The organism is Antribacter sp. NEAU-D49, assembly GCF_057158775.1.
Genome location: NZ_JBXTSN010000021.1, coordinates 50582 through 71725, shown reverse-complemented (window position 1 = coordinate 71725; position 21144 = coordinate 50582). Strand labels below are relative to the sequence as shown.

20 protein-coding genes, 1 tRNA gene and 1 other RNA gene are annotated in these 21144 nt (G+C 73.1%); 3 read left to right on the top strand and 19 right to left on the bottom strand.

Annotated elements, in window-relative coordinates:
* Window positions 1–118: 118 nt before the first annotated feature.
* The gene (locus tag AC060K_RS16140; protein WP_483766423.1) at window positions 119–691 is read right to left on the bottom strand and encodes an NADAR family protein; all 573 of its coding nucleotides are present in this window, start codon (window positions 689–691) and stop codon (window positions 119–121) included.
* 130 nt (window positions 692–821) lie between these two features.
* Complete coding sequence (locus AC060K_RS16135) at window positions 822–1634, bottom strand: nucleotidyltransferase domain-containing protein (protein ID WP_483766422.1); 813 nt, start codon at window positions 1632–1634, stop codon at window positions 822–824.
* A gap of 68 nt (window positions 1635–1702) precedes the next feature.
* On the opposite strand from AC060K_RS16135, the gene AC060K_RS16130 reads away from it, so the two are divergent.
* Window positions 1703–2503, top strand: a complete 801-nt coding sequence (locus AC060K_RS16130) for a GNAT family N-acetyltransferase (RefSeq protein ID WP_483766421.1) — start codon at window positions 1703–1705, stop codon at window positions 2501–2503.
* Here AC060K_RS16130 and AC060K_RS16125 read toward each other — a convergent pair.
* Genes AC060K_RS16125 through AC060K_RS16115 form a run of 3 tightly spaced genes read right to left on the bottom strand, consistent with a single transcriptional unit; the run spans window position 2487 to window position 4854 of the window.
* The gene (locus tag AC060K_RS16125; RefSeq protein WP_483766420.1) at window positions 2487–3980 is read right to left on the bottom strand and encodes a serine hydrolase domain-containing protein; all 1494 of its coding nucleotides are present in this window, start codon (window positions 3978–3980) and stop codon (window positions 2487–2489) included. The genes AC060K_RS16130 and AC060K_RS16125 overlap by 17 nt on opposite strands.
* A 35-nt stretch (window positions 3981–4015) precedes the next feature.
* On the bottom strand, window positions 4016–4408 hold the full coding sequence (locus tag AC060K_RS16120) for a VOC family protein (protein WP_483766419.1): 393 nt from the start codon (window positions 4406–4408) through the stop codon (window positions 4016–4018).
* Window positions 4405–4854: a MarR family winged helix-turn-helix transcriptional regulator gene (locus AC060K_RS16115; RefSeq protein ID WP_483766418.1), complete on the bottom strand. Its 450-nt coding sequence runs from the start codon at window positions 4852–4854 to the stop codon at window positions 4405–4407. Before AC060K_RS16115 ends, AC060K_RS16120 begins: the two co-directional genes overlap by 4 nt.
* Before the next feature lie 60 nt (window positions 4855–4914).
* Between AC060K_RS16115 and AC060K_RS16110 the strand changes: the two genes are divergently transcribed.
* Complete coding sequence (locus AC060K_RS16110; protein WP_483766417.1) at window positions 4915–5082, top strand: hypothetical protein; 168 nt, start codon at window positions 4915–4917, stop codon at window positions 5080–5082.
* A 6-nt stretch (window positions 5083–5088) separates the two neighbouring features.
* On the opposite strand, the gene AC060K_RS16105 is transcribed toward AC060K_RS16110, so the two are convergent.
* The 7 genes from AC060K_RS16105 to ffs form a co-directional block, all read right to left on the bottom strand.
* Window positions 5089–5499 carry an NUDIX hydrolase gene (locus AC060K_RS16105; RefSeq protein WP_483766416.1) on the bottom strand — a complete coding sequence of 137 codons (411 nt, stop codon included), beginning with the start codon at window positions 5497–5499 and terminating at the stop codon, window positions 5089–5091.
* Window positions 5499–8105 carry a DNA polymerase III subunit gamma and tau gene (locus tag AC060K_RS16100; RefSeq protein WP_483766415.1) on the bottom strand — a complete coding sequence of 869 codons (2607 nt, stop codon included), beginning with the start codon at window positions 8103–8105 and terminating at the stop codon, window positions 5499–5501. The genes AC060K_RS16105 and AC060K_RS16100 overlap by 1 nt, the downstream gene beginning before the upstream one ends.
* 102 nt (window positions 8106–8207) lie before the next feature.
* Window positions 8208–10868 carry a S8 family serine peptidase gene (locus AC060K_RS16095; protein ID WP_483766414.1) on the bottom strand — a complete coding sequence of 887 codons (2661 nt, stop codon included), beginning with the start codon at window positions 10866–10868 and terminating at the stop codon, window positions 8208–8210.
* 55 nt (window positions 10869–10923) lie between these two features.
* Window positions 10924–11580, bottom strand: a complete 657-nt coding sequence (locus tag AC060K_RS16090) for a methionine ABC transporter permease (protein ID WP_483766413.1) — start codon at window positions 11578–11580, stop codon at window positions 10924–10926.
* Window positions 11577–12620, bottom strand: a complete 1044-nt coding sequence (locus tag AC060K_RS16085) for a methionine ABC transporter ATP-binding protein (RefSeq protein ID WP_483766412.1) — start codon at window positions 12618–12620, stop codon at window positions 11577–11579. Before AC060K_RS16085 ends, AC060K_RS16090 begins: the two co-directional genes overlap by 4 nt.
* Window positions 12620–13513: a MetQ/NlpA family ABC transporter substrate-binding protein gene (locus AC060K_RS16080; protein ID WP_483766411.1), complete on the bottom strand. Its 894-nt coding sequence runs from the start codon at window positions 13511–13513 to the stop codon at window positions 12620–12622. The genes AC060K_RS16085 and AC060K_RS16080 overlap by 1 nt, the downstream gene beginning before the upstream one ends.
* A gap of 437 nt (window positions 13514–13950) precedes the next feature.
* Window positions 13951–14047: signal recognition particle sRNA small type (gene ffs, locus AC060K_RS16075), an RNA gene on the bottom strand.
* A gap of 107 nt (window positions 14048–14154) precedes the next feature.
* Between ffs and AC060K_RS16070 the strand changes: the two genes are divergently transcribed.
* Window positions 14155–14240 (top strand) — tRNA-Ser (locus tag AC060K_RS16070).
* 54 nt (window positions 14241–14294) lie between these two features.
* On the opposite strand, the gene AC060K_RS16065 is transcribed toward AC060K_RS16070, so the two are convergent.
* The 7 genes from AC060K_RS16065 to AC060K_RS16035 all read right to left on the bottom strand — a co-directional run bounded on the left by AC060K_RS16065 (window position 14295) and on the right by AC060K_RS16035 (window position 21131).
* Window positions 14295–15062, bottom strand: a complete 768-nt coding sequence (locus AC060K_RS16065) for a YcnI family copper-binding membrane protein (protein ID WP_483766410.1) — start codon at window positions 15060–15062, stop codon at window positions 14295–14297.
* 63 nt (window positions 15063–15125) lie between these two features.
* The gene (locus AC060K_RS16060; protein ID WP_483766409.1) at window positions 15126–15788 is read right to left on the bottom strand and encodes a hypothetical protein; all 663 of its coding nucleotides are present in this window, start codon (window positions 15786–15788) and stop codon (window positions 15126–15128) included.
* Window positions 15789–15838: 50 nt separating this feature from the next.
* Window positions 15839–17455, bottom strand: a complete 1617-nt coding sequence (locus tag AC060K_RS16055; RefSeq protein WP_483766408.1) for a glycoside hydrolase family 6 protein — start codon at window positions 17453–17455, stop codon at window positions 15839–15841.
* A 138-nt stretch (window positions 17456–17593) separates the two neighbouring features.
* Window positions 17594–18229, bottom strand: coding sequence for a LytR C-terminal domain-containing protein (locus tag AC060K_RS16050; protein ID WP_483766407.1), 636 nt, complete (start codon window positions 18227–18229; stop codon window positions 17594–17596).
* 58 nt (window positions 18230–18287) lie between these two features.
* A complete protein-coding gene (locus AC060K_RS16045; protein WP_125777852.1) occupies window positions 18288–18584 on the bottom strand; it encodes a type II toxin-antitoxin system VapB family antitoxin in 297 nt (98 codons plus the stop codon).
* Between the two features lie 22 nt (window positions 18585–18606).
* Complete coding sequence (locus tag AC060K_RS16040; protein ID WP_483766406.1) at window positions 18607–20208, bottom strand: ABC transporter permease; 1602 nt, start codon at window positions 20206–20208, stop codon at window positions 18607–18609.
* The gene (locus tag AC060K_RS16035; RefSeq protein ID WP_483766405.1) at window positions 20205–21131 is read right to left on the bottom strand and encodes an ABC transporter ATP-binding protein; all 927 of its coding nucleotides are present in this window, start codon (window positions 21129–21131) and stop codon (window positions 20205–20207) included. Before AC060K_RS16035 ends, AC060K_RS16040 begins: the two co-directional genes overlap by 4 nt.
* Between the last annotated feature and the right edge of the window lie 13 nt (window positions 21132–21144).

Below are 21144 nucleotides of genomic sequence, written 5' to 3'. Positions count from 1 at the left end.
CCGCAACGGCGGGCGGGCCCGGGACAGTGAGGGCCTGCCCGGATGATCGGCAATTCGTCGGATGATCGGCAACTCGGGCTGCCGATCATCCGACGAATTGCCGATCACATGGCCGGACTCAGGCACGCAGCCGGGCGCGCGCCTCCATGAGTGCGAAGCCCAGCAGGTTGAGACCGCGCCATCGCGACGGGTTCCCGGCGTCGACGTGTCCCGCGCCCATGCCGATGCCCCACACCCGGTCCCGCGGGCTGGCCTCGACGAGCACCCGGTCGCCCGTCCGAAGCAGGTAGTCGCGCAAGACGGGGTCCGACGAGAACTTGTGGACGCTCCCCCACACGACGATCTCGAAGCGCTCCCGCTGCCACACGGCGTCGTCGAAGTGCCGCACGGTGCGGCCCGCGGCCTTGGCCAGCGCCGGGTTGGGGGCGTCGATCGCCTGCCACTCGGCGTCCTTGTCCCGAAAGAGCCGCGCCTTCTCCGCCATCATCCAGTGCTCGGCCGTCGCGTACGGGATCCCGTCGACCGTGAACGACGCCGGCCACCACTGGCTCAGGCACCCGCGGCCCGGAGTCCCGTCCGGCTCAGGCTGGTGTCCCCAGAAGAACAGGTACTTCACGGGCACGCCGGCATCGGCGAGAGCGACCAGGTCGGCGACGGACCGTGCATCGGCGGGCGTGGCGGGCAGGCTCATGCGTGGAGTGTGCCAGCAGCCACTGACGTTCCCGACCCGGCATGATCGGCAGTTTGGTGCGTGATCGGCAGTTCGAACTGCCGATCACGCACCAAACTGCCGATCACGGGGGCGGGCGGCCCGTCGGGACTCACCCCATAGCCAGCAGGCTCAGGAAAGCCTCCTCCGCGCGCGCCCACTCGCGTTCGCGCGCCGGGTCCTCGCGCGCCGACTCCAGCCCCGGCAGCGACGCCTCGGCGGCGGTCAGCTCGGCGTCCACGAACGCCCGCAGCACCGGCGGCACGGGCGCGGCGCCCATCTCCCGGGTGCGCGCCTTGGTGGCGACGAGGTCCTCGATCGCGGCCCGGACGTCGTCGGGCACCGTGACCTCGTCGAGGAGGGTACCCAGCGCCATGGGCGGCACCGCCGCCCCGTCGTGCTCGCGCAGCCAGACCAGCGTGACGGCGGGGCGGAGGGCGTAGAAGAACTTCTTGACGGAACCGCCCGCGTCGAGCAGTCCGAGCTGGTTCCGGGCGATGTGCACGTGGTGCCGCACGAGCGCGGCCCGGTCCACCACGTCGTCCGCGACGGCGAGCAGCTCGTCCGGGAGGGTGGCATCACCCCGGTACACGATGGGCGAGCGCAGCCACTCCCCCACCGTCGCGTTGCCCTTGACCATGAGCCCGAGCGCTTTGCGGACGTCCCAGCCGTTGACGTCGAAGACCTTGTCGAGCGGCGTCTCGATCACGTCGCGGCGGCGGCGAAGACCCAGGTAGTCCTCGACCCGGCTGACGTACAGGAAGCGGCAGTCGTAGTCGGAGTCGGGCGATGGGAAGCCCCACGCCCGGCTCCCGCTCTCGATGGCCCACAGGACGCGGACGCCGTAGTCGGTCTCGACACGGTCGAGTCGGTCGTCGATGGCTGCGACCACGGCAGGGTCCATCGAGTCAGGGATGCTGCGCACGCCCCGACCGTAACGCGTCGCCGGATTTCAGGTGTCGCGGCCCGGTCGCCCTCTGCTTGGCTCGGGCGATGACTCCCGACCATCTCCTGACCGCCTTCCACGAGCAGGTCCGGCTGGCCGACCGGGACGCGAACCCGGCCGACGTCGTCGAGCACGACGGGCCCGTCCGGCGCTGCTACCCGCCGGAGGTGGGGGCGCGGACGGCCTACGTCGAGTCGCCGGAGGGCCTCGGCGACGACCCCGACGCGGCCATCGCCCGCCAGCGCGACTTCTTCCTCGACCGCGGCCAGCCGGTCGAGTGGAAGACGTACGCCTACGACGAGCCCGCCGACCTCGGGGCGCGCCTCGTCGCGGCCGGCTTCGTCCGAGAGGACGACGAGGCGCTGATCCTCGGCGAGGCGGCGCACGTCGTGGAGGTGGCCTCGCCCCTCCCGGCGGGGCTCACGGTCCGCGCGGTGGAGGACGACGCCGACGTCGACCGGCTCGCCGACCTGCACGACCTGGTGTGGCCCGGCTCGCGCACCGCCGCCGAGCGCTTCCGGGACGAGCTGCACGCCCGGCCCGACCTGGTGATGGGCTGCCTCGTCGAGGAGTCCCGCGGAGGCCCGGTGCTCTGCGGGTCCTGGCTGCGGCTGGTCGAGGGCACCGGCTTCGGCGGGCTGTGGGGCGGTGCGACGCACCCGGACTGGCGCCACCGTGGCCTGTACCGCGCCACGGTGGCGCACCGCGCCCGCCTCGCGCTCGACGCCGGCCACCCGTACCTGCGGGTCGACGCGTCCCCCGGCTCCTGGCCGGTCCTGGAGCGCGCCGGGCTGCACCAGGTGTCGACGACGACGCCGTACGTGCTGCCGCTCAGCCGGCCGTCGTAGCCGCTGCCCGGCCCGTGGTGTCGAGGCGACGGTTCTCGCCGCCGAAGGACACGTTCTGGTCGAGCGTCACGGCCACGGTTGCGCCCCCGTCACGGAAGCGGAGCGTGAGCGTCCAGCCGAACGGCGAGCCGGTGTCGACCATCCGGACGCGCAGGGTCGCGTCGTCGGCCCAGGCGTACGCCGAGGCGAGGCGGACGGGCCGGTCGGCGAGCACGACGTCGGCCGCCGCCCACGCGCCGTGCTCCGCCAGGACGGTCCGCACAGACTCACGGACGTTCTCCGTGAGGGCGAGCCCGTCGCCCTCTCGCGTCACTGTGAGCGAGCTGAGGCCCTGACGGTTCTCCGGCAGCTCGTACGTCACGCCGAGCACGGATTCCTCGAGGGGCGACGTGGCAGCGCCCTCGGGCGTGCGGAGGGCGACCTCCCAGGTGACTCCCTCGCGAGGTGCGGCGGGGCCGGAAGGTGCGGGACCGGCGTCCGGCACGGTGTAGCCCGCCTCGGCCGCGGCCTCGGGGTCGAGCGACGGGAGGAGCGCGGCCCACACCGCGTCCTGGACGGACTGGAGGTGCTGGATGCCTGAGGTGATGGCGAGGACGAGGTCGTGCTCGGGCCAGACGATCGCGTACTGGCCGAACGCGCCGTCGGCGCGGTAGGCGCCGAAGCGCGAGCGCCAGAACTGGTAGCCGTAGCCCTGGCGCCACTCCGGCCAGTCCGGGTGCTCGCTGACGACCTGCGCCGACGTGGCCTCCGCGATCCACTCGGCGGGGACCAGCTGCCGGCCCTCCCACTCGCCGTGCTGCAGGTAGAGCTGCCCGAAAGCCGCGAGCTCCTCCGTGGTGATCGACAGCCCGTAGCCGCCTACGTCCAGGCCGTCGGGGTCCTGCTCCCACGTGGCGTGCGTGATGCCGAGCGGCTCGAACAGGCGGGGGCCCAGGTAGTCGACGAGCCGCTGTCCGGCGAGCCGCTGCACGATCACGCCCGCGAGATAGGTGGCACCCGTGTTGTAGACGAACCGTGAGCCCGGCTCCAGGTCCACGGGCATCGCGAGGATCTGGCGCACCCAGTCGCCGCCCTCGCGGCCGATCGAGGTGGTGTCGACGGCCTCCATCGTGGACATCGCGTGGCCGGAGGTCATGGTGAGGAGGTGACGCACCCGCATGGCGGCGAGGTTCGCGGAGGGTTCCGCCGGTGCCTCGGCCGAAAGGTGGTCGATCACCCGGTCGTCCAGCGAGAGCAGGCCCTCGTGGACGGCCAGGCCCACTGCCGTGGACGCGAAGCTCTTGCTCACGGAGAACATCACGTGGGGCAGGCCGGGCCCGTACGGGTCCCACCAGCCCTCGGCGACGACGGCGCCGTGGCGGAGCAGCATGAAGCTGTGGACCTCGTCGAGACCGTCCAGGCCGGCGACGAGCCGGCTCACGGCGGCAGGGTCCAGGCCCTGCGACTCGGGGGTGGCACGGGGAAGGCTGCGCGTCATCGCGATCCTCTCGAAGAACGGGGGTGCAGACATTGTCAGCCCCCGACGACCTCCACCTCGTACCCGTCCTCGTCCGCGAGATAGGCCGCGTAGTGCTCGGGCCCGCCCGCGTGCGGGTGCCGGTCTGCGAACATCAGCGCCCAGCCGTGGGCGGGCGCCTCCTCGACGAGGGAGTCCACCTCCTCGTGCGTGCCGCCGTGGAACGCAAGGTGGTTGAGGCCGGGCCGGGTGCGGTCGTGGTCCGACGACGTCAGCGCCGGGCTCTGCTCGACCACCACGTAGGTGCTCCCCAGGATCCAGCTCACGCCGTGCTCCCACCGCTGGTGCTCGGCGTACCCGAGCCGGGTGAGGAGCCAGCCCCACGACCGCTCCGCCCGGGCCAGGTCGGGCACCCAGAGCTCGACGTGGTGGAGGGCACCGCGCGTCATCCCGACACCGCCGCGATGACGCGGCCGAGGCTGCGGTGCAGCGCCTCGAGCTCGGGCACCGACATGCCAAGGCGTTCCATGACCGCAGGAGGGACGGCGAGCGCCTGCTCCCGCAGGTCACGGCCGGTTGCGGTGAGCTCGACGGCGAGGGCGCGCTCGTCGCGCGGGTCGCGGCGCCGCACCACGTACCCGGCGGCCTCCAGCCGCTTGAGCAGCGGAGACAACGTGCCTGGATCGAGCTGCAGCAGCCCGCTGAGCTGCTTGACCGACAGGGGCGACCGTTCCCACAGCGCCAGCATCACGAGGTACTGCGGGTGCGTGAGGCCCATCGGCTCCAGCAGCGGCCGGTAGATCGCGATGACGCTGCGCGAGGCGACGGCCAGCGCGAAGCAGACCTGCCGGTCGAGCGCCAGCAGGTCCGGGGTTGGCGCCTCGGTGTCAGTCATGTTGACCAGACTATCACTTGGGGTACAAACTATTGGCACACCAACTGATAGGAGACGCGGATGCGCGACCGCGACGGCCTCACCCTCTGGTACCGGATCACCTGGCGGCTCAACTGGCTGCTGCTGCACGTGGCCGGGCCTGCCCAGCAGTCGGGCGACGCCGACCCGCGCCGCCGCCTCGAGCGAGAGCGCGCCGAGCGCGTGGCCCGCTACCGGGCAGGCCAGTAGGCGCGCTCAGTGCCCGGCGGCGGCAAGCAGGTCGAGCGACAGCGGCGCGATCGGGTGGCTCGTGACAGGCGCCGCGGGATCGATCCAGACGAGCTCCGCCAGCTCGGCCCGGACGTGGACCTCCACGCCGTCATCCAGCCGAACCAGGTACGCCCAGGCGTCGACCTCGTGGTCGGGCTCGTTCGCCGCCCGCGCGGAGAAGCGCCCGAGGGGCTCCGCCGCCGCGGGCTCGAGCACGACGCCCACCTCTTCCTCGAACTCGCGCAGCAGCGCGGTCAGCGGCTCCTCACCCGGCTCGATCTTGCCGCCCACCTGCATGAACGCGCTCGTACCGCGCTTGCGCACGAGCAGGTGCCGCCCGTCGGGGCGCACCACCACCGCCGCGACGATGCGCAACGTCGTGACCGGCACGCCCATCAGCCCTGCTCGATGATCTCGTCGATCACGGTGCCGCCAAGCACCTGCACCACGAGCGGCACCCCCATCAACCCGTTCGAGGCGATGTCGGGGTCGTCCGCGGACGGCTCGTCGTAGTCGGGCTCCACCCCGCCGCCCGACGACGTCCCAGTCGCCCCGGGCGCCCGGCCCGCCGCCGCGCCGTTGCTCGCCCCACCCGCCGGCCCGCTCGCCTGCGCCCCGCGCTGCTGCGCCTGACGCAGCATCTCGCGGGCGCGTGCGGCGCCGGTGGCCGGGACAGCGCTCGTCGGGGCGGGGGTGGAGGTCGGGGCAGGGCTCGCCGGGGCGGGCCGCGGCTCGCGGTGGGCGGGTGCAGCCGCGGGCTCTTCGAAGACCGGTGGCGGCTCGGGCGCGTCGTCGTAGTCCGGGGGCGGCTCGGTCATCGAGACGCCCGCGAGCCAGGCCTCGTCGGCCACCGTGGCGGCCGACGGGCGCTCGGCGACAGCGACGGCCGCCGGTGCCGGTGCCGGTGCCGGTGCCGGTGCCGGTGCCGGTGCCGGTGCCGGTGCGACGGATACCGTCGCGCGCGTACCGCGGCCCGCCACCTGCGCGGACGCCACCCCCGGGGCCGAGACGGTCGCCTGGACGACGCCGCCGTTCCCGCCGGGCGGCGCGACCTCAGGCCAGGCCGTGTCCGCCGCGGGGGCCGCCGGACGAGACGGGCCGGGGGGCGACGCTGCCGTGGCGGGCCCGGGGTCCGGCGCGCTCGGCGCGGGCGACCCCCCACCTCCCGAGGGCGGCGGCACGTCGCCGACGACGGCCTCGACCTTCACGGTGATGCCGAGCGTCTGGTAGACCGCATCCTCGACGGCGCTCACGTGCCGCTGGCTCGAAAAGGCACGGGCGATGCCCTCCGTGGCGAAGGCGAGCCGGAGCACCCCGCCCTCCAGCGCCGCGACCTGCGCGTTAGGCCCCACCAGCGACCACGTGACCCGAGCACTCGCCAGGGTGCCGAGCACCTCGTCCCAGCGCCGGCGCACCACCTCGGTGGTCATACCGGCGGAGGCAGGAGCGGAAGAGGGTGCGGAAGCAGCGGTCGCCGGCGCCACCGGCTCAGCGGCCGCGGGCTCAGCGGCCGCGGGCTCGGGAGCCGCGGGCTGGGGAGCCGCGGGCTCCGGAACCACGGGCGCGGCAGGAGTCGGCGTCGCGGCGACAGGCTCAGCCGCCGGAGCCGGCTCGGGCGTCACCACGCGCTCCGCAGGCGCGGGAGCCGGCTCCGGCGTGCGCGCCGCAACCACCGGCGCCGTCGCCCCTCCCTGTCCGCTGCGCGCCGCTCGGCGCGCCTCGAGCGCGGCGCGCGCCGCGGCAGCGCCGGAGAGGCCGCTCGCCGCCCCCGGTACCTCGGCGTCCGCACCGGGAACCGACACCGGAGCCCCGCCCGCACCCGCACCCGCGACCAGCCCTCCGCGCTCCAGCCGCTCGATACGGGCGGCGAGCCCGGCCGCGCCGTCGTCGGCGCCGGGCAGGAGGAGCCGCGCGCAGAGCAGCTCGAGGTGCAGGCGCGGGGACGTGGCGCCGGTCATCTCGGTGAGGGCGGCGTTGACGAGGTCGGCCGCGCGGGACAGCTCGGCGATCCCCAGCCGGGAGGCCTGCACGCCCATGCGTTCGAGCTGGTCGGCGGGCACGCCGCGCAGCACGGCGTCGGCCTCGTCGCCCGAGACGGCGATGACGATGAGGTCGCGCAGCCGCTCCAGCACGTCTTCCACGAACCGGCGCGGCTCGTGACCGGTCGCGATGACCTGGTCCACCACCCGGAAGATCGACGCGCCGTCGCGCGCGGCCAGCGCGTCCACCACGTCGTCGAGGAGCGAGGCGTGCGTGAACCCGAGCAGGCCCACCGCCAGGTCGTAGTCGACGATGCCGCCGGTGGCACCGGCGATGAGCTGGTCCATCACGGACAGGGAGTCCCGGACGGACCCGCCGCCCGCGCGGGTGACCAGCGGCACGACGCCCGCACCCACCTCGACGCCCTCGGCCCGGCACAGCTGCTCCAGGTACGGGCCCAGCACGTCCGGCGGGACGAGCCGGAACGGGTAGTGGTGCGTGCGGGACCGGATGGTGCCGATCACCTTGTCCGGCTCGGTCGTGGCGAAGATGAACTTGATGTGCGGCGGCGGCTCCTCGACGATCTTGAGGAGCGCGTTGAAGCCCGCCGGCGAGACCATGTGCGCCTCGTCGACGATGAAGATCTTGTACCGGTCGCGCGCGGGCGCGAACGTGGCACGCTCGCGCAGGTCGCGGGCGTCGTCCACACCACCGTGGGACGCCGCGTCGATCTCGACCACGTCCAGCGACCCGGACCCGCCGCGCGCCAGCTCGACGCACGACTCGCACTCGCCGCACGGCAGGTCGAGCGGCTTCTCGGGGGTGTTGCGCGCGCAGTTGAGCGTGCGGGCCAGGATCCGCGCAGACGTGGTCTTGCCGCAGCCTCGCGGCCCGGAGAACAGGTAGGCGTGACTCACGCGCCCGGTCCGCAGCGCCTGCATCAGGGGACCGGTGACGTGCTCCTGACCGATGACCTCGGCGAACGTCTCGGGCCGGTAGCGGCGGTAGAGGGCGGTGCTCACCCCCGCAACGATAGACGGCCTGACTGACACACGGGGCGTCGTCGCCCACGACGACGGGAGCCCGCAGGCCGGACGGCCTGCGGGCTCCCGCTGAGGACTAGCTCACGGACGGTCGATCGTGAAGACCGGGGACGTCCAGCTGACCAGGTGGTCCGGGTTCGACGCGTCGCCGCCGGCCTTGAGGGCGGTCGCCACGACGTAGTAGTCGCCGTCGGGCACCGTCTTGGTGACGACGCCGTCTCCCGTCGACTTCGTCACCGTGCCGCCGAAGGCGAACGGGGTGAAGGTGTTGTCGCCGGAGTTGCGGGCAATGCCCTCGTCCGTCTGGAACACCTTGTTGAACACCGGGTTGAACGGCTTCCCGGTGCGGGCGGAGTACAGCACGATCTCGTAGTCCTCGACCTGGTGGTCGAAGTTCACGAGGAAGTACGGCACGTCCGGCAGGCCGTCGACCGTCTGGAGCGAGAACGACGCGCCGTCCTCCTCGAACGTCTCCCACGACGAGGCGTCGGAGACGCAGTCGAGACCGATGAAGTCGGCGCACGCGGTGACGGTCCCCAGGTTGGAGAAGCCGATCGGCTCGATCGCCTGGTAGTCCGCGCCGTACCCGGCGTACGGGACGGAGTACGAGGCGCCCGTGGACGACGTCGCGACCACGAAACCGCCGTAGACGAAGTGGTCCTCATCGGTCACGTCAGCGGGAAGCGTGACCGTCACGTCGACAGAGCCGGACGCACCGGGCGCCAGCGTGAGGCTCGGCACCGAGAACGTCGCGGCCGCCGCGTACGACGACAGGCTGGGCGCGAACGTGCTGCCGAAGGTCGACAGGGCCGCCTTGTGGGCGAACGTGAACGTCTGCGCCTCGTCGGTCGTGTTTGTGACCGTCACCGTCCGGGTACCGCCGTAGCCCTCGCCGAGCGACAGCTTGCCCGGGGTGAGCGCCGCGCCGGCAAGGACCGACCCGTCGACGTCGACCATGCCCGCGCCCTGCTTGGAGACGAGCTCCGGGAACGCGGTGGTGGAGTACGTGATCGTGTCGGCGTTGTTCTGCAGCACGTCGCGAACCTCGTCCGCCGCGAGGTCGGGGTGCGCCTCGAGGAGGATCGCCACGGCGCCCGCCACGTGCGGCGCCGCCATCGACGTCCCGGAGAGCACGGCGTAGGCGCCCTTCTCCAGGGGGTAGGTCGAGTTGATGTTGCCGCCCGGCGCGGTGATGTCGGGCTTCAGCGTGAGGTCGGGCGAGAGCCCGATCGAGCTGAAGGACGAGATCTTGCCGCCGGTGGGCGACACGACGGTGGTCGTCTCGTCCGTCCAGGTCGCGGACACCTCGGCGCCCGCTGCGATCGCCGCCTTGATCTCGTTGCCGGAGGCCAGCGAGATGCCGACGCCGGGAACCCCGCGGTCCACCACGCCGCCACCCGAGAACAGGCCGGGCACGTTGTTGTGGATGAACACTGCGGAGGCTCCGGCCTCGACCGCCTGCCGGTACTTCGTGTCGAAGGAGCACGAGACGTTGGGGTTCGGCGTGCCGCGCGAGATGAGCGCAGCCTTTCCGGTCAGGTCGACCGTGATCGGGTCGCCGGCCTCGGCACAGCCGAACCCGACGGCGACGATGGGGTCGGTGGTACCCGAGGTGGGCGGCGCCGCGACGGTGGAGAGGAGCGTCCACGGCAGGTCGGAACCGGTGGAGAGCACAGCCTTGTTCGCCGGCGAGTGGGTGTTGTCCGCGGACGCCACGCCGATCACCTTCTCGCCCATGCCAGGGGCACCGCCGGACCAGAGGCCGCTCGCGCCGCTGTTCCCGAACGACGCGACCACGACCATGCCCTCGTCCACAAGGCGGTCGGACGCCGTGGCGGTGGGGTAGTTGGGCCACGTGAAGGCGGAGCCGATGGACATGTTGAGCACGTCCATGCCGTCGGCGAGCGCCCGCTCCATGGCGGCGATCATGACGTCGGCGGAGGTGGAGCCCTCGCAGCCGAAGACGCGGTACGCGCCGAACGTCACGCCGGGCGCGACGCCGGTGACCTCGCCGTCGGCACCGATGATGCCGGCCACGTGGGTGCCGTGGCCCTGGCAGTCGTCCGGGACAGCGTCCGGGTGCGGCACCCGGGCAGCGGCGTCCGGTGAGCCCTCGTCGTAGGCGTCGCCCACGAAGTCCCAGCCGGCGACCACGCGCGCGCTGGGGAAGCCGGGGCCGCCCAGGTCCGGGTGGTCGAGGTCGATGCCGGTGTCCATGACGGCGACCTTGACGCCCGCACCGGTCAGGCCCAGCTCGTTCTGGGCCACGTCCGCTCCGGTCATCGCGAGGGCGGTCGCGAGGTCAGGCACCGATGCCTGCTGGTTCTCCGGGATCGCGACCGAGACCATGGGGTACACGGCCTTGACGCCCTTCAGGGCCCGGACGGCGGCGATCTGGGAGGAGTCGGCGTCCACCGAGAACCCGTTGAACAGCGACGTGAACGCACGGCGCTCGGTCAGCCTGACGCCGTTCGCCTTCGCGGACGAGCGGAACGCGGCGTGCTGGCCCCGGACGGCGAGCGATGAGGCGCCCGCCGCCGTGGGCTCGCCCTCGAGCTCGACGAACCAGCGGCCCGCCGTCTCGGCGACCAGGCCGTCGTCGGTGACGGGAGCGTCGTACAGCGGCGCAAGCTCGGTGAGTCCCGCCGGGTCGGCTGTCGCTGTAGTGGGCACCGCCAGCGCTGCGGCGACGATGCCGAGCGCGGCCAGTGCGCCGATGGTGCGGTGTCGTGGCAGATTCATGCGCACAACTCTCCTTCGTGGAGGTGGGAAGGTTGCGCACACACTAGGGCAAAGGTCACCGCCGCAGCGCGCGTCGAGCCAGCGAGTTGCCGAGCCACTGCACCATCTGGACGATCAGGACGATCAGCACGACGACGACCGCCGTCACCACCCAGTCGTACTGCCGGTAGCCGTGCACGATCGCGAAGTCGCCCAGACCGCCCGCGCCCAGGTACCCGCCGATCGCCGACATGTCCAGCACGCCGACGAACAGGAACGTGTAGCCGAGGATCAGCGGCGCGAGCGCCTCGGGGATCAGCACGGTGCGGACGATCCGCAGCGGCGACGCCCCCATCGCCCGCGCGGCCTCGACCACGCCCGGGTCGATCGTCACGAGGTTCTGCTCCACGAGGCGCGCGAACACGAACGACGCCATGAAGCACATGGCGAACGTGAACGCCTCGATCCCGATCGTCCGTCCGATCACGGCCCGCGTCAGCGGCCCGAGGGCCACGAGGAAGATGATGAACGGCACCGGCCGCACCACGTTCACGGCCAGGTTGAGCACGGCGAACACGACCCGGTTCGCCAGGAGGTTCCCCGGCCGCGTGAGGTACAGCCCGAGCCCGAGCGCCAGCCCGAGGAACCCGCCCACCACCAGCGTGATGAGCACCATGTACGCCGTCTGCCCGAAGGCCTCGGCCAGCAGCGGCCCCAGCCTGTCCCACGTCATCGCTCGGCCCTCCCGTGGTCGTCCACCAGGGTGACGGCGCGGAGCGCCACCACCGCGTCCTCCACCGCGCCGGCGTCGCCGACAAGCTCGAGGGTGAGCGACCCGTAGGGCCGCTCCGCCACCTCGGTGATGCCGCCGTAGACGACCGTCCCGTCCACGCCGTGCTCCCGGAGCACCCGCGTGATCAGGGCCGACGACCCGGCGACCTCGTCCACACCCACCGTGACGATCCGCCCCGCGTGCCGGGTGCGGAGCCGCTCCAGCACGGCGGGCGACGGCCGGTCGCGCAGCGCGGTGGCCACGAACCGGCGCGTCACGTCGTGCGCCGGGGCGCTGAAGACCTGGTAGGCCTCCCCCACCTCGACGACCCGCCCGTGCTCCATCACCGCGACGCGGTGGCAGATGGAGCGCACCACGTCCATCTCGTGCGTGATCACCACGACGGTGATCCCCAGCTCGCGGTTGACCCGCTGGAGCAGGGCGAGCACGTCCTGCGTGGTCTCGGGGTCCAGGGCCGACGTCGCCTCGTCGGCCAGCAGGATGCGCGGGTTCGTCGCGAGCGCGCGGGCGATGCCGACGCGCTGCTTCTGCCCGCCCGACAGGGTGGACGGGTAGGCCCCTGCCTTCTCGGAGATGCCGACGAACTCGAGCAGCTCGGCCACGCGGGCATCGCGCCGTTCGCGCGGCCAGCCCGCCACCTCGAGCGGGTAGACCACGTTCCCCGCGACCGTCCGGGACGACAGCAGGTTGAACTGCTGGAAGATCATCCCGATGCCCGCCCGGACCGGGCGCAGGCGCGCCTCGCCCAGGGACGCGAGCGAGACGCCGTCGACCACCACGTCGCCCGACGTGACTGTCTCCAGGGCGTTGACGAGCCGCACCAGGGTGGACTTGCCCGCCCCGGAGTAGCCGATCACGCCGAAGATCTCGCCCTCGCGCACGTCGAGGGAGACGCTGTCGACCGCTCGCACCTCGCGGCCGCGGCCGCGAGGTGCGGGAAAGACCTTGGTGGCCTCGCGGAAGGAGATGATGGCGCTCATCAGCCCTGCGCCCGCAGGTTCTCCTCGATGCCGGCCAGGATCTCCTGGAGCTCGGCCGGCTCGTTGTCCTTGATCACGCCTGTACCACCGGACGCCTCCAGCACGCCCTCCTCGATCTCGGGGCTGTGGAAGATCTCCACGAGCCGGGCGAGCCGCTCGTCGTCGGCGTCCTCGGCGCGGGCGACCCACACGTTGATGTAGGGCTCGGCCGCGGCGGAGTCCGGGTCGTCGGAGAACAGGGCGTCGTCGGCGGTCAGCCCGGCGTCACCGACGAAGTCGTTGTTGATGATCGACGCGTCCACGTCCTGGAGCGCGAGCGCCGTCTGGGCGGCGTCGACCGGGGTGACCGTGACGCGCGACTCGTCCTCGACCACGTCGGCCGGGGTGGAGAAGGAGCTCCCGCCGTCGCGCAGGGTGAGGAGCCCCGCCTCCTGGAGCACCAGCAGGGCCCGAGCCTGGTTGGTCTCGTCGTTGGGGATGGCGACCTCGCCCCCGTCGGGGATCTCGTCGACCGACCCGTGCTTCGCCGAGTAGAGGCCCAGCGGGTAGACGGCGGTGGCACCGACGGGCGTGAGGTCGCTCTCGGAGCTCACGTTGTAGCCGGCGAGGAACTGCAGGTGCTGGAACTGGTTGAGGTCCAGGTCGCCGTCGGTGAGGCCCTGGTTGGGGAGCTGGTAGTCGGAGAAGTTGACCAGCTCCACGGTGATGCCCTCCTCCGCGGCCTGGTCGACGAACGTGTCCCAGTAGTCCTCGCCGGACGAGACGACGCCGACGCGGATCGGGTCCTCGGCGGTCCCGGCGGCGGGGCCGTCCGGCTCGGACGAGCAGGCGGACAGGGCGAGCGCGGTCGCGGAGACGAGGGCGGCGAGGGGGACCAGACGGGTGCGAGACATGGGAGTCCTTCGGTGGGAGGCGCGCGGGTGCGCGCGCGGGAGGGCGGCCTGGGTAGGCCTGGGGAGAGAGGGAGCGGCGGGCCACGGCCATCAGCGACGTGGCGAGCGCGCGGGGCGCGGTCCGGGCGGAGAGCCCGACGCGCGGCAGGTCAGACGGACGGACCCGCGGTCAGCGGCTGCACATTCGCCCGCGCGACATGCTGCGACAGCACGCGGCGGCGCGACACCAGGAGGTGCGGCACGGCTGCGGGGCAGCAGTCAGGATGCGGGACATGCCGCCATCATGCGCCGGTTCCCGGCGGGCAGACCAACTCGCGGCCCGAAAATCCCACCATGCGAACGTCTCAGCAACCACATGGTGGACAAGTGGCGGAATGCTGCGGCTCCCGGGGACGTGTGGCCCTCGACACAGCGCGGCGCGGCGCCCGGTGGAGGACATGAAGGACCCCTCGCACACCCACCAGAGCTCACTTACCCTTGCTGCCTTCCGGCCCTGGGGGAGTTCGGCGAGATAGTGCCGCACGAGGGGTCTGCCCCCAGCCTAGCCCAGCGAGGGCCCGCTCCTCGAATCGGCCCGATTCGTTGGCACGGCTCCACGTCCGGTATCCTCGTGAGGCCGCGCCCGGTCTGACCTGGCGCGAGGAGGATTCGCCTAGTGGCCTATGGCGCACGCTTGGAAAGCGTGTTGGGTTAACAGCCCTCGGGGGTTCGAATCCCCCATCCTCCGCAGACCGAAGCGCCCGCCCCGCAAGGGACGGGCGCTTCGTCGTTCCAGGAGCGGTCAGCTCGCCCGGCGGCGTGAGCGGAGCGCCACGCCGAGCGCCCCGGCCCCGAGCGCCAGGCCGGTCCCGCCCAGGACGCGCCCGAGCGGATCGGTGCCCGACGGCGGGGCGGCCGCCTCAGGCGCGACGCTCACCTCAGGCGTCGCCGCAGCCAGGTCCTCGCCCTCCGCCGCCGTCGTGGTGAACGACGGCGCCGGCAGCTCCGGCTCCTCCCCGTCCACCGGCACGTCGGCCCAGTCGACGACCGACCCGTCGGTGTACGTCTGGTGGGCGGGGAGCACCACGTCGGTGCCCTCGCCGGGCAGCATGCCCACGCGGATCGCGAGCTCCTGGTACTGGTGGGGCGGGATCTCGCTGCCGGGCCGGGCGGTCCAGACCACCCGGAACGGCGCCTCGGTCAGGGTGGTGCCGTCGACGTCGACCGGCTCGGGCAGCGCGCCGCGCTCGACGGTGACGTCCCAGCCCGGCACCGCCTTGGCCGACACGGAGAGGAACGGCTCCGCGGTCGGCAGGTCGACCACCACCTGGGAGGTGGAGGCCGTGTCGGACTCGGTGGGCACGCGGAACGTGAGCGAGGCACGCCCGCCCGCGGCGGTCGTGTCCGGGTTGACGGTCACGTGGGCCGACGCCACGGCGGCCGGGAGCACGACCAGTGCGACGGCGGCCGGCAGGGCCAGGGCGAGCCGGACACGCCGTCGGGCCGAGGCGGGGGAAGGGGCAGAGGCAGGCGCAGGGCGCCCGTGGGTGGGCAGGGTGGAGCGGGTCATGGTGATCCTTCGTTCGCAGCCGGGTGTGGGAGAGCGCGCGACGGCGCGCCTCGCCCGGCCGCGTCAGGCTGCCAGGGCGAAGGCGCTCGTCAGGGCTCCGCACGGCGGGCCGCGGCTCGGCGCGACCCCGAGGTCGGCGGAGCGGGCCACCACGGGCCGGGCCGCCACGAAGGGGACGGCCGGAGGCGTCGTCAACGGCACGACGACCAGGCTCAGCGGGCGCACCCACCAGGTGGCGAGCCACCAGACGCCGCGCTCCACGCCCACGAGGAGCGCGACGGCGGCCACCGTCGCAACGGCGTGCCACCCGGCCATGGCCGGGTCCAGGAGCTCGGTGGGCGGGGCGTGGCAGGCGCCGGTGGTCAGCACCGCTCCCCCGCCGTGCCCGGCAAGGTGGCCGCCCCCGGCGTCCACCGTGGGACCGCCGGGCAGCGTACGCACGGCAGCGAGCGACGCCGTGCAGCCGGCCCCCGCGAGGAAGGCGAAGACCTGGTGGAAGACCACCTGCGCCAGGCCCACCAGCGCCAGGCCGGCGGGCAGGCGGATCTGACGCCTGGCGGCCACCGAGGTGGCCGCCAGGGTCAGTGCGGCGAGGGCCGCGAGAACCTCGCCGGGAGGCAGGTGGCCGTCGGCGCGCAGGTGGGCGGCCGCGGAGAGTGCGACCACGACGGCCGCCCACAGGAGCGCGCGGCCGAACCGCACGGCTCCTGAGGACGGCGTCAGCACGCCCCGACCTTACGCCCCCGACGACCTACCCGGGACAGCGAACCTGCCGGTCAGCCGACGTTCACCGTGCAGGGCTCACCGTTCAGCGTCGCGTAGCCCGGCTCGAAGGCGGGACCGCTCGCGTTGAAGCCGAACGACGTGCGCTCGCCCGGGTCGAGCGTGCGCACCCAGCGCGAGTGCCCCGCGGTCACGATGGTGCCGTCCTGGCTCCAGTCGGCGCTCCAGCTGCGCGTGAGCTCCGTGCCGGTCGGCAGGTCGAAGCGCAGCGTCCAGTCGGAGACCGGCGCGGTCCCGGTGTTGGTGAGCAGCACCTGCGTCGTGAAGCCGGTGCGCCACGTGCCGTGCACCGTGTACTCGACGGCGCACTGCTGCGGCTCGACAGGCGTGGCCGCCAGCTCGATGAGCTCGCGTGCCTGCTCCACGAACCAGCCGCCGGCACGGGGGGCCTGGATGCCGCGCTCGGGGTCGAGCGGGCCGCCGGTGCCGCGGTAGCACTGGCCGTCCGACTCACCGGGGACCTTGATCCACAGGTGCGCGTCGACGAGCTCGTTGCCCGTGTCGAGCGTGGGCACGCTGCCCAGGCCACGTGCCGGCGGGTTGCACCAGACCTCGGGGTCGCTGTACACGCCCTCCGGTGCCGCCCACGGGCCCCGGCCGTTGCGCGACGTGTCGATGACGAAGTGCGCCGTGGGCTCCACGCCGCCGAGGATGGACTCGTAGCGCGAGTCGACCCCCGAGGTGTTGAGCGCCGGATCGGGGTTGCCCGCGGACCACTCGGCGTTGTTGTTCATCGCCACGCCCGACCAGCCCGTCGCCGGGCCGCCGTTCCAGTACTGGTTGCCGCAGCTGCCGTAGTCGCCCGGGTTGACCTCGGTGACGTACGCGATGCACTGCGAGACCCACGTGCCGTAGGCCGTGAGGTTGGCCGTGAACTGGTAGTTGGAGGCGTTCAGGAAGAAGCCGTCCGTACGCTCGACGCCCGCGCGCACCAGCCGCGAGGCGTTGTCGCCCACGTTCAGCCAGCCGCTGTGGCCGGCGTCGAGGTAGACCTTCACGCCGGGAAGCGCGGCGAACGCGTCAACCGCGTAGTTGAGCATGTCGAACCGCTCCTGCGCGGCCGTGGCCGGGTTCGCCTCGGCGGGCTGGCACCACTCCTGCGTGCCCTCGATGGTGGTGTAGTGCGGGATGATCCCGAGCCCGTCGGGCTCGAGGATCACGAGGGCCTCGCCGTCGCCGATGCCCTCCACGACGCCGTCGATCCAGGCCTCGTACTCGGCGGGGGTGGTGGCTCCGCCCGACGAGTACTGGGCGCAGTCACGGAACGGGATGTTGTACGCCACCAGGGTGGGCAGCGCGTTCTCGGCCTCGGCGCGGGACACGACGTCGGCCGCCTGCGCGGCGACCGCCTCGGGCGAGCCGGAGGTGAGCCAGGTGGCTGTGGGGAAGCTGCCCAGCAGCTGGGCGTCGGCCTTGGCCTGTCCGGTGAGCCCGGCAGCCGCGGAGTACGTCGAGCTGAACGGGTCGACGTACAGACCGGGCGACGGCTCCGCGGTGGCCGCGGGGGCGGCCGTCGCGGGAGCGCTGAGGAAGGCGCCCGCGGCGAGGACGGCGGCGCCGGCCAGGACTGCTGCGGGACGGCGCACAGGGGTGCTCCTGTGGTGGTGCATGAGATCTCCTTCGACCTGCAGAGTGCGAAGACAGCTGTGTCTTGCGTGCCCGCGGGTGGGAGGTGTGGTAGCGCTCCCACCCGCAGGCTGGGTACCAGCCTGGCAAGTGGCGCACCTCACGTCAAGGGTGCGGGGCCCTCAGCCGGCAGCAGCGGGGGCCGGCTGAGGGGTGATCTCGTCCACGGGAAGGCAGTCCGGGGCATTCTCGAGCGGCCGGTCCGCCTGGATCTCGACCTCCTCCTCGGGGACCGGGGAGTCGAACTCCACCCCTGGGAGCAGGTCGACTGTCGCGTCCTGGCGGGAGTCCAGCACCAGGCGGGCATCCGGGACGTGCGCCCACAGCGTGTACGCCGCCGTGATGCCCGGGACGCCGAACCGCAGCTCCGTGACGGTGAGGGTCTGGTCGAAGTTGCCCGGCTCGGCGACCATCGTGAACTGTCGCTCGGCCAGCACGTCGTGGTAGGCCTTCGCCACGCCTGCCTGGCCGGACGCGTTGAGCACCCGCACCTGGACGTCCGGGTAGGCCACGGGCAGGGCGCCGTCGGGCTGCCCCTCGACTGCGGGGAGGCACGGCGCGGGCAGCGCCTCCGTGCCGGTGCCCGGCGACTTGAGCGGCCGGTCGAACGGCGAGCTGATAGCCCCCGAGTACACGGCCAGGGAGAAGATGCCGCAGAGCGCCAGGAACGCGATCAGCACCCCGAAGATCACGGCCTGGCGCTCGTGCTCGCGGCGGCGGCGGTCGGTGCGCGCCTGGTCGTAGGTCGGGACAGTCACGCGACGAACTTACCGGAGAACGACCCCCCGGACCGCGTCAGCAGCGGGGTCCTGGACGTCAGCGGAGGACCAGCACCCGGGCGTGCAGCACCGGGCGCTGGTGCAGCGCCGCCCGGACCGCCCGGTGCAGGCCGTCCTCCAGGTAGAGCACGCCCTCGAACTCCACGACGTGGGCGAACAGGTCGCCGTAGAACGTGGAGTCCTCGGACAGGAGGTTGTCGAGGTCGAGGGTCCGCTTGGTGGTCACCAGCTCGTCGAGCCGGACCTGGCGGGGCGGCACGTCCACCCAGTCCCGGGTCCGCGTCCGTCCGTGGTCAGGATACGGACGGCCGTCTCCTACGGCCTTGAAGATCATGGGTTCATCCTAGAGGTGGCCCCTACTGCGGCACGTCCCGGCGCCGGAAGCCGACGAACGCGGCGGCGAAGAGCACGACCGCGACCACCGACAGCCCGACCAGGTGCGACGCCTCGACCTCCTCCGTCAGGGTGTGGGGCACCCACCAGAACGGCGAGAGCCCACGCGCCCAGTCGGGCAGGCCGAACAGGTCGGCGAACATGCCCACGACGAGCATGTAGGCCAGGAGCGCCCACAGCAGCGGCGTGGCGCGTGGCAACCACGCGTAGAGGGCCGCCGCGGCGCCGATCAGCACGGCGAGCGCCGGGAGGTGGACCGCGCCGAAGAGCGCGTAGTCGCCGAACGTCGGCTCCGTCAGGCCGGCTACGACGCCGCCGAGCCAGATCGCGAGGGCGCCGGTCATCATGACGACGACCGTGCCGAGCCCGGCGACGACGAGGGTCCCGGCGAGCCACCGCGACCGTGACACCGGGGCTGAGAGCATGAGCTCGGCCCGGCCGGCCGCCTCCTCCGCCTTGGCGCGCAGCGTCATGGACAGCGCGTATCCGGCGGCGCAGAGGCCCACGTACAGCCCGACGATGCCCACGAAGGCGTTGACCATGTCGCCCTCTGTGCCGAGCACCGCGCCGTAGAGGGGGTTGTCCGCCATGCTCTCCATCAGGTCCGGGACGGCCTCCAGGATGGCGCCGCACGCGAACCACATGGCGCCGAGCCCCAGGGTGGTCCACCCGAAGGCCGCACGCTGCTGCACCCAGGCGACGGCGACCGGCCCGCGCAGCGACGGGAGGGCCTCGGGGCGCCCGCCGCGGGTGGCGACGAGCCCGCCGCCGAAGTCCCGGCGGGAGGCGAGGAACGCGGCCAGCAGGAGCAGCAGCACGATGGCGGCGAGCGACAGCACCAGCGGCCACCACCGAAGGTCCACGAACGGCCGGGACTGCTGCGCCCAGGCGATCGGCGAGAGCCACGAGACCCAGCTCCCGTGCGGTTCCTGGATGTCGCCCAGAGCGCGCGCCACGAACGCCGCGCCGAAGACGGCCAGGGCGAGACCGGTGGCGCCCCGGCTGTGCTCGGTGACCTGGCAGGCGACGAGGGCGACGGCGCCGAACACCAGCGCCGCAAGGCCGATCGCGGTGGTCATGACGAACGCGTCGGCGGCGGGGAGCCCGCCGGAGACCAGCACGGCACCGGTGACCAGGGCGATCATGGCGTTGACGACCAGGACCGTCAGGAGCGCCGCGACGGAGGGCGCGTGCCGGCCGACGGCACCCGCCCGGACCAGCTCGGACCGGCCGCTCTCCTCCTCGGCGCGCGTGTGCCGCACCACCTCGAGGATGCTCATGACCGCGAGGGTCATGACGATCCAGAGGATGAGCTCGTTGGCGAGGGCGGCGCCCACCGTGTAGTCGTCGAGGCCGTAGCCGGGACCGGCCATGGAGATCATGGCGGGGGTCCGCATGAGCTGGGCACGGGCCGCGAGGTCGTCCGCGTCGAGGAGCGTGTACTCCCCCATGGACGCCGCGTAGAGCAGGACGACCGACGCCGTCCACACGAGGAGCCGCACCCGGTCGCGCCGGAGCATGAACCGCACCAGCCTGCCGGTGCCCGCCAGGGTGTCGGCGCTCATCGCGCGTCCGCCGCGACGGCGTCGCCGTAGTGGCGCATGAAGAGCTCCTCGAGCGACGGCGGGGCCGCGGTGAGGCTGTGCACGTCGAGCTCGCCGAGCAGGCGGAGCACCGCCCCGATCCGGGTGTTGTCGACGTCGAAGGTGACGCGCGTGCCGCCGTCGGCCGGGGTGGCCACCAGGTCGTGCACCCCCTCGGCCGAGGCCACCGCTGCCGGGTCACCGGTCACGACCGCCGTGACGCTGGAGCGCGTGAGGTGCCGCAGGGAGTCCAGCGTGCCGGACTCGACCGCCACGCCGTTGCGGATGATGGTGACGGTGTCGCACACCTTCTCCACCTCGCTCAGGATGTGGCTGGACAGCAGCACCGAGACGCCGTCGGCCTTGGCCTGGCGCACGTAGTCCGTGAAGACCGCCTCCATCAGGGGGTCCAGGCCCGAGGTGGGCTCGTCCAGGACGAGGAGGTCCGCCCGGGAGGCGAAGGCCGCCACGAGCGCGACCTTCTGCCGGTTGCCCTTCGAGTAGGTGCGCGCCTTCTTGGTGGGGTCGAGCTCGAAGCGCTCGAGCAGCTCGGCCTTGCGCGCGGCGTCGGCGCGGCCGCGGAGCCGGGTGAGGAGGTCGATCGCCTCGCCGCCGGTGAGGTTGGGCCACAGGCTGACGTCGCCGGGCACGTAGGCGAGCCGGCGGTGGAGGGCCACCGCGTCACGCCAGACGTCGCCGCCGAAGAGGCGGGCGGTGCCGGCGTCGGCCCGGAGGAGGCCCAGGAGGACGCGGATCGTGGTCGACTTGCCGGCCCCGTTGGGGCCGAGGAACCCGGCCACCTCTCCGGGGCGGACCGTCAGGTCGAGGCCGTCGAGGGCCTTGACCTGTCCGAAGGACTTGGACAGGCCGCGGATCTCGACCGCGGGCGTGCTGGGGCTGGTCATGGGCTCTTCGCTC

Excerpts from the sequence above, each read along its gene's own strand:
- AC060K_RS16140 (WP_483766423.1), bottom strand. The coding sequence starts at position 691 with ATGAGCCTGCCCGCCACGCCCGCCGATGCACGGTCCGTCGCCGACCTG.
- AC060K_RS16130 (WP_483766421.1), top strand. The coding sequence starts at position 1,703 with ATGACTCCCGACCATCTCCTGACCGCCTTCCACGAGCAGGTCCGGCTG.
- AC060K_RS16125 (WP_483766420.1), bottom strand. The coding sequence starts at position 3,980 with ATGACGCGCAGCCTTCCCCGTGCCACCCCCGAGTCGCAGGGCCTGGAC.
- AC060K_RS16120 (WP_483766419.1), bottom strand. The coding sequence starts at position 4,408 with ATGACGCGCGGTGCCCTCCACCACGTCGAGCTCTGGGTGCCCGACCTG.
- AC060K_RS16115 (WP_483766418.1), bottom strand. The coding sequence starts at position 4,854 with ATGACTGACACCGAGGCGCCAACCCCGGACCTGCTGGCGCTCGACCGG.
- AC060K_RS16110 (WP_483766417.1), top strand. The coding sequence starts at position 4,915 with ATGCGCGACCGCGACGGCCTCACCCTCTGGTACCGGATCACCTGGCGG.
- AC060K_RS16105 (WP_483766416.1), bottom strand. The coding sequence starts at position 5,499 with ATGGGCGTGCCGGTCACGACGTTGCGCATCGTCGCGGCGGTGGTGGTG.
- AC060K_RS16095 (WP_483766414.1), bottom strand. The coding sequence starts at position 10,868 with ATGAATCTGCCACGACACCGCACCATCGGCGCACTGGCCGCGCTCGGC.
- AC060K_RS16090 (WP_483766413.1), bottom strand. The coding sequence starts at position 11,580 with ATGACGTGGGACAGGCTGGGGCCGCTGCTGGCCGAGGCCTTCGGGCAG.
- AC060K_RS16085 (WP_483766412.1), bottom strand. The coding sequence starts at position 12,620 with ATGAGCGCCATCATCTCCTTCCGCGAGGCCACCAAGGTCTTTCCCGCA.
- AC060K_RS16080 (WP_483766411.1), bottom strand. The coding sequence starts at position 13,513 with ATGTCTCGCACCCGTCTGGTCCCCCTCGCCGCCCTCGTCTCCGCGACC.
- AC060K_RS16065 (WP_483766410.1), bottom strand. The coding sequence starts at position 15,062 with ATGACCCGCTCCACCCTGCCCACCCACGGGCGCCCTGCGCCTGCCTCT.
- AC060K_RS16055 (WP_483766408.1), bottom strand. The coding sequence starts at position 17,455 with ATGCACCACCACAGGAGCACCCCTGTGCGCCGTCCCGCAGCAGTCCTG.
- AC060K_RS16045 (WP_125777852.1), bottom strand. The coding sequence starts at position 18,584 with ATGATCTTCAAGGCCGTAGGAGACGGCCGTCCGTATCCTGACCACGGA.
- AC060K_RS16040 (WP_483766406.1), bottom strand. The coding sequence starts at position 20,208 with ATGAGCGCCGACACCCTGGCGGGCACCGGCAGGCTGGTGCGGTTCATG.
- AC060K_RS16035 (WP_483766405.1), bottom strand. The coding sequence starts at position 21,131 with ATGACCAGCCCCAGCACGCCCGCGGTCGAGATCCGCGGCCTGTCCAAG.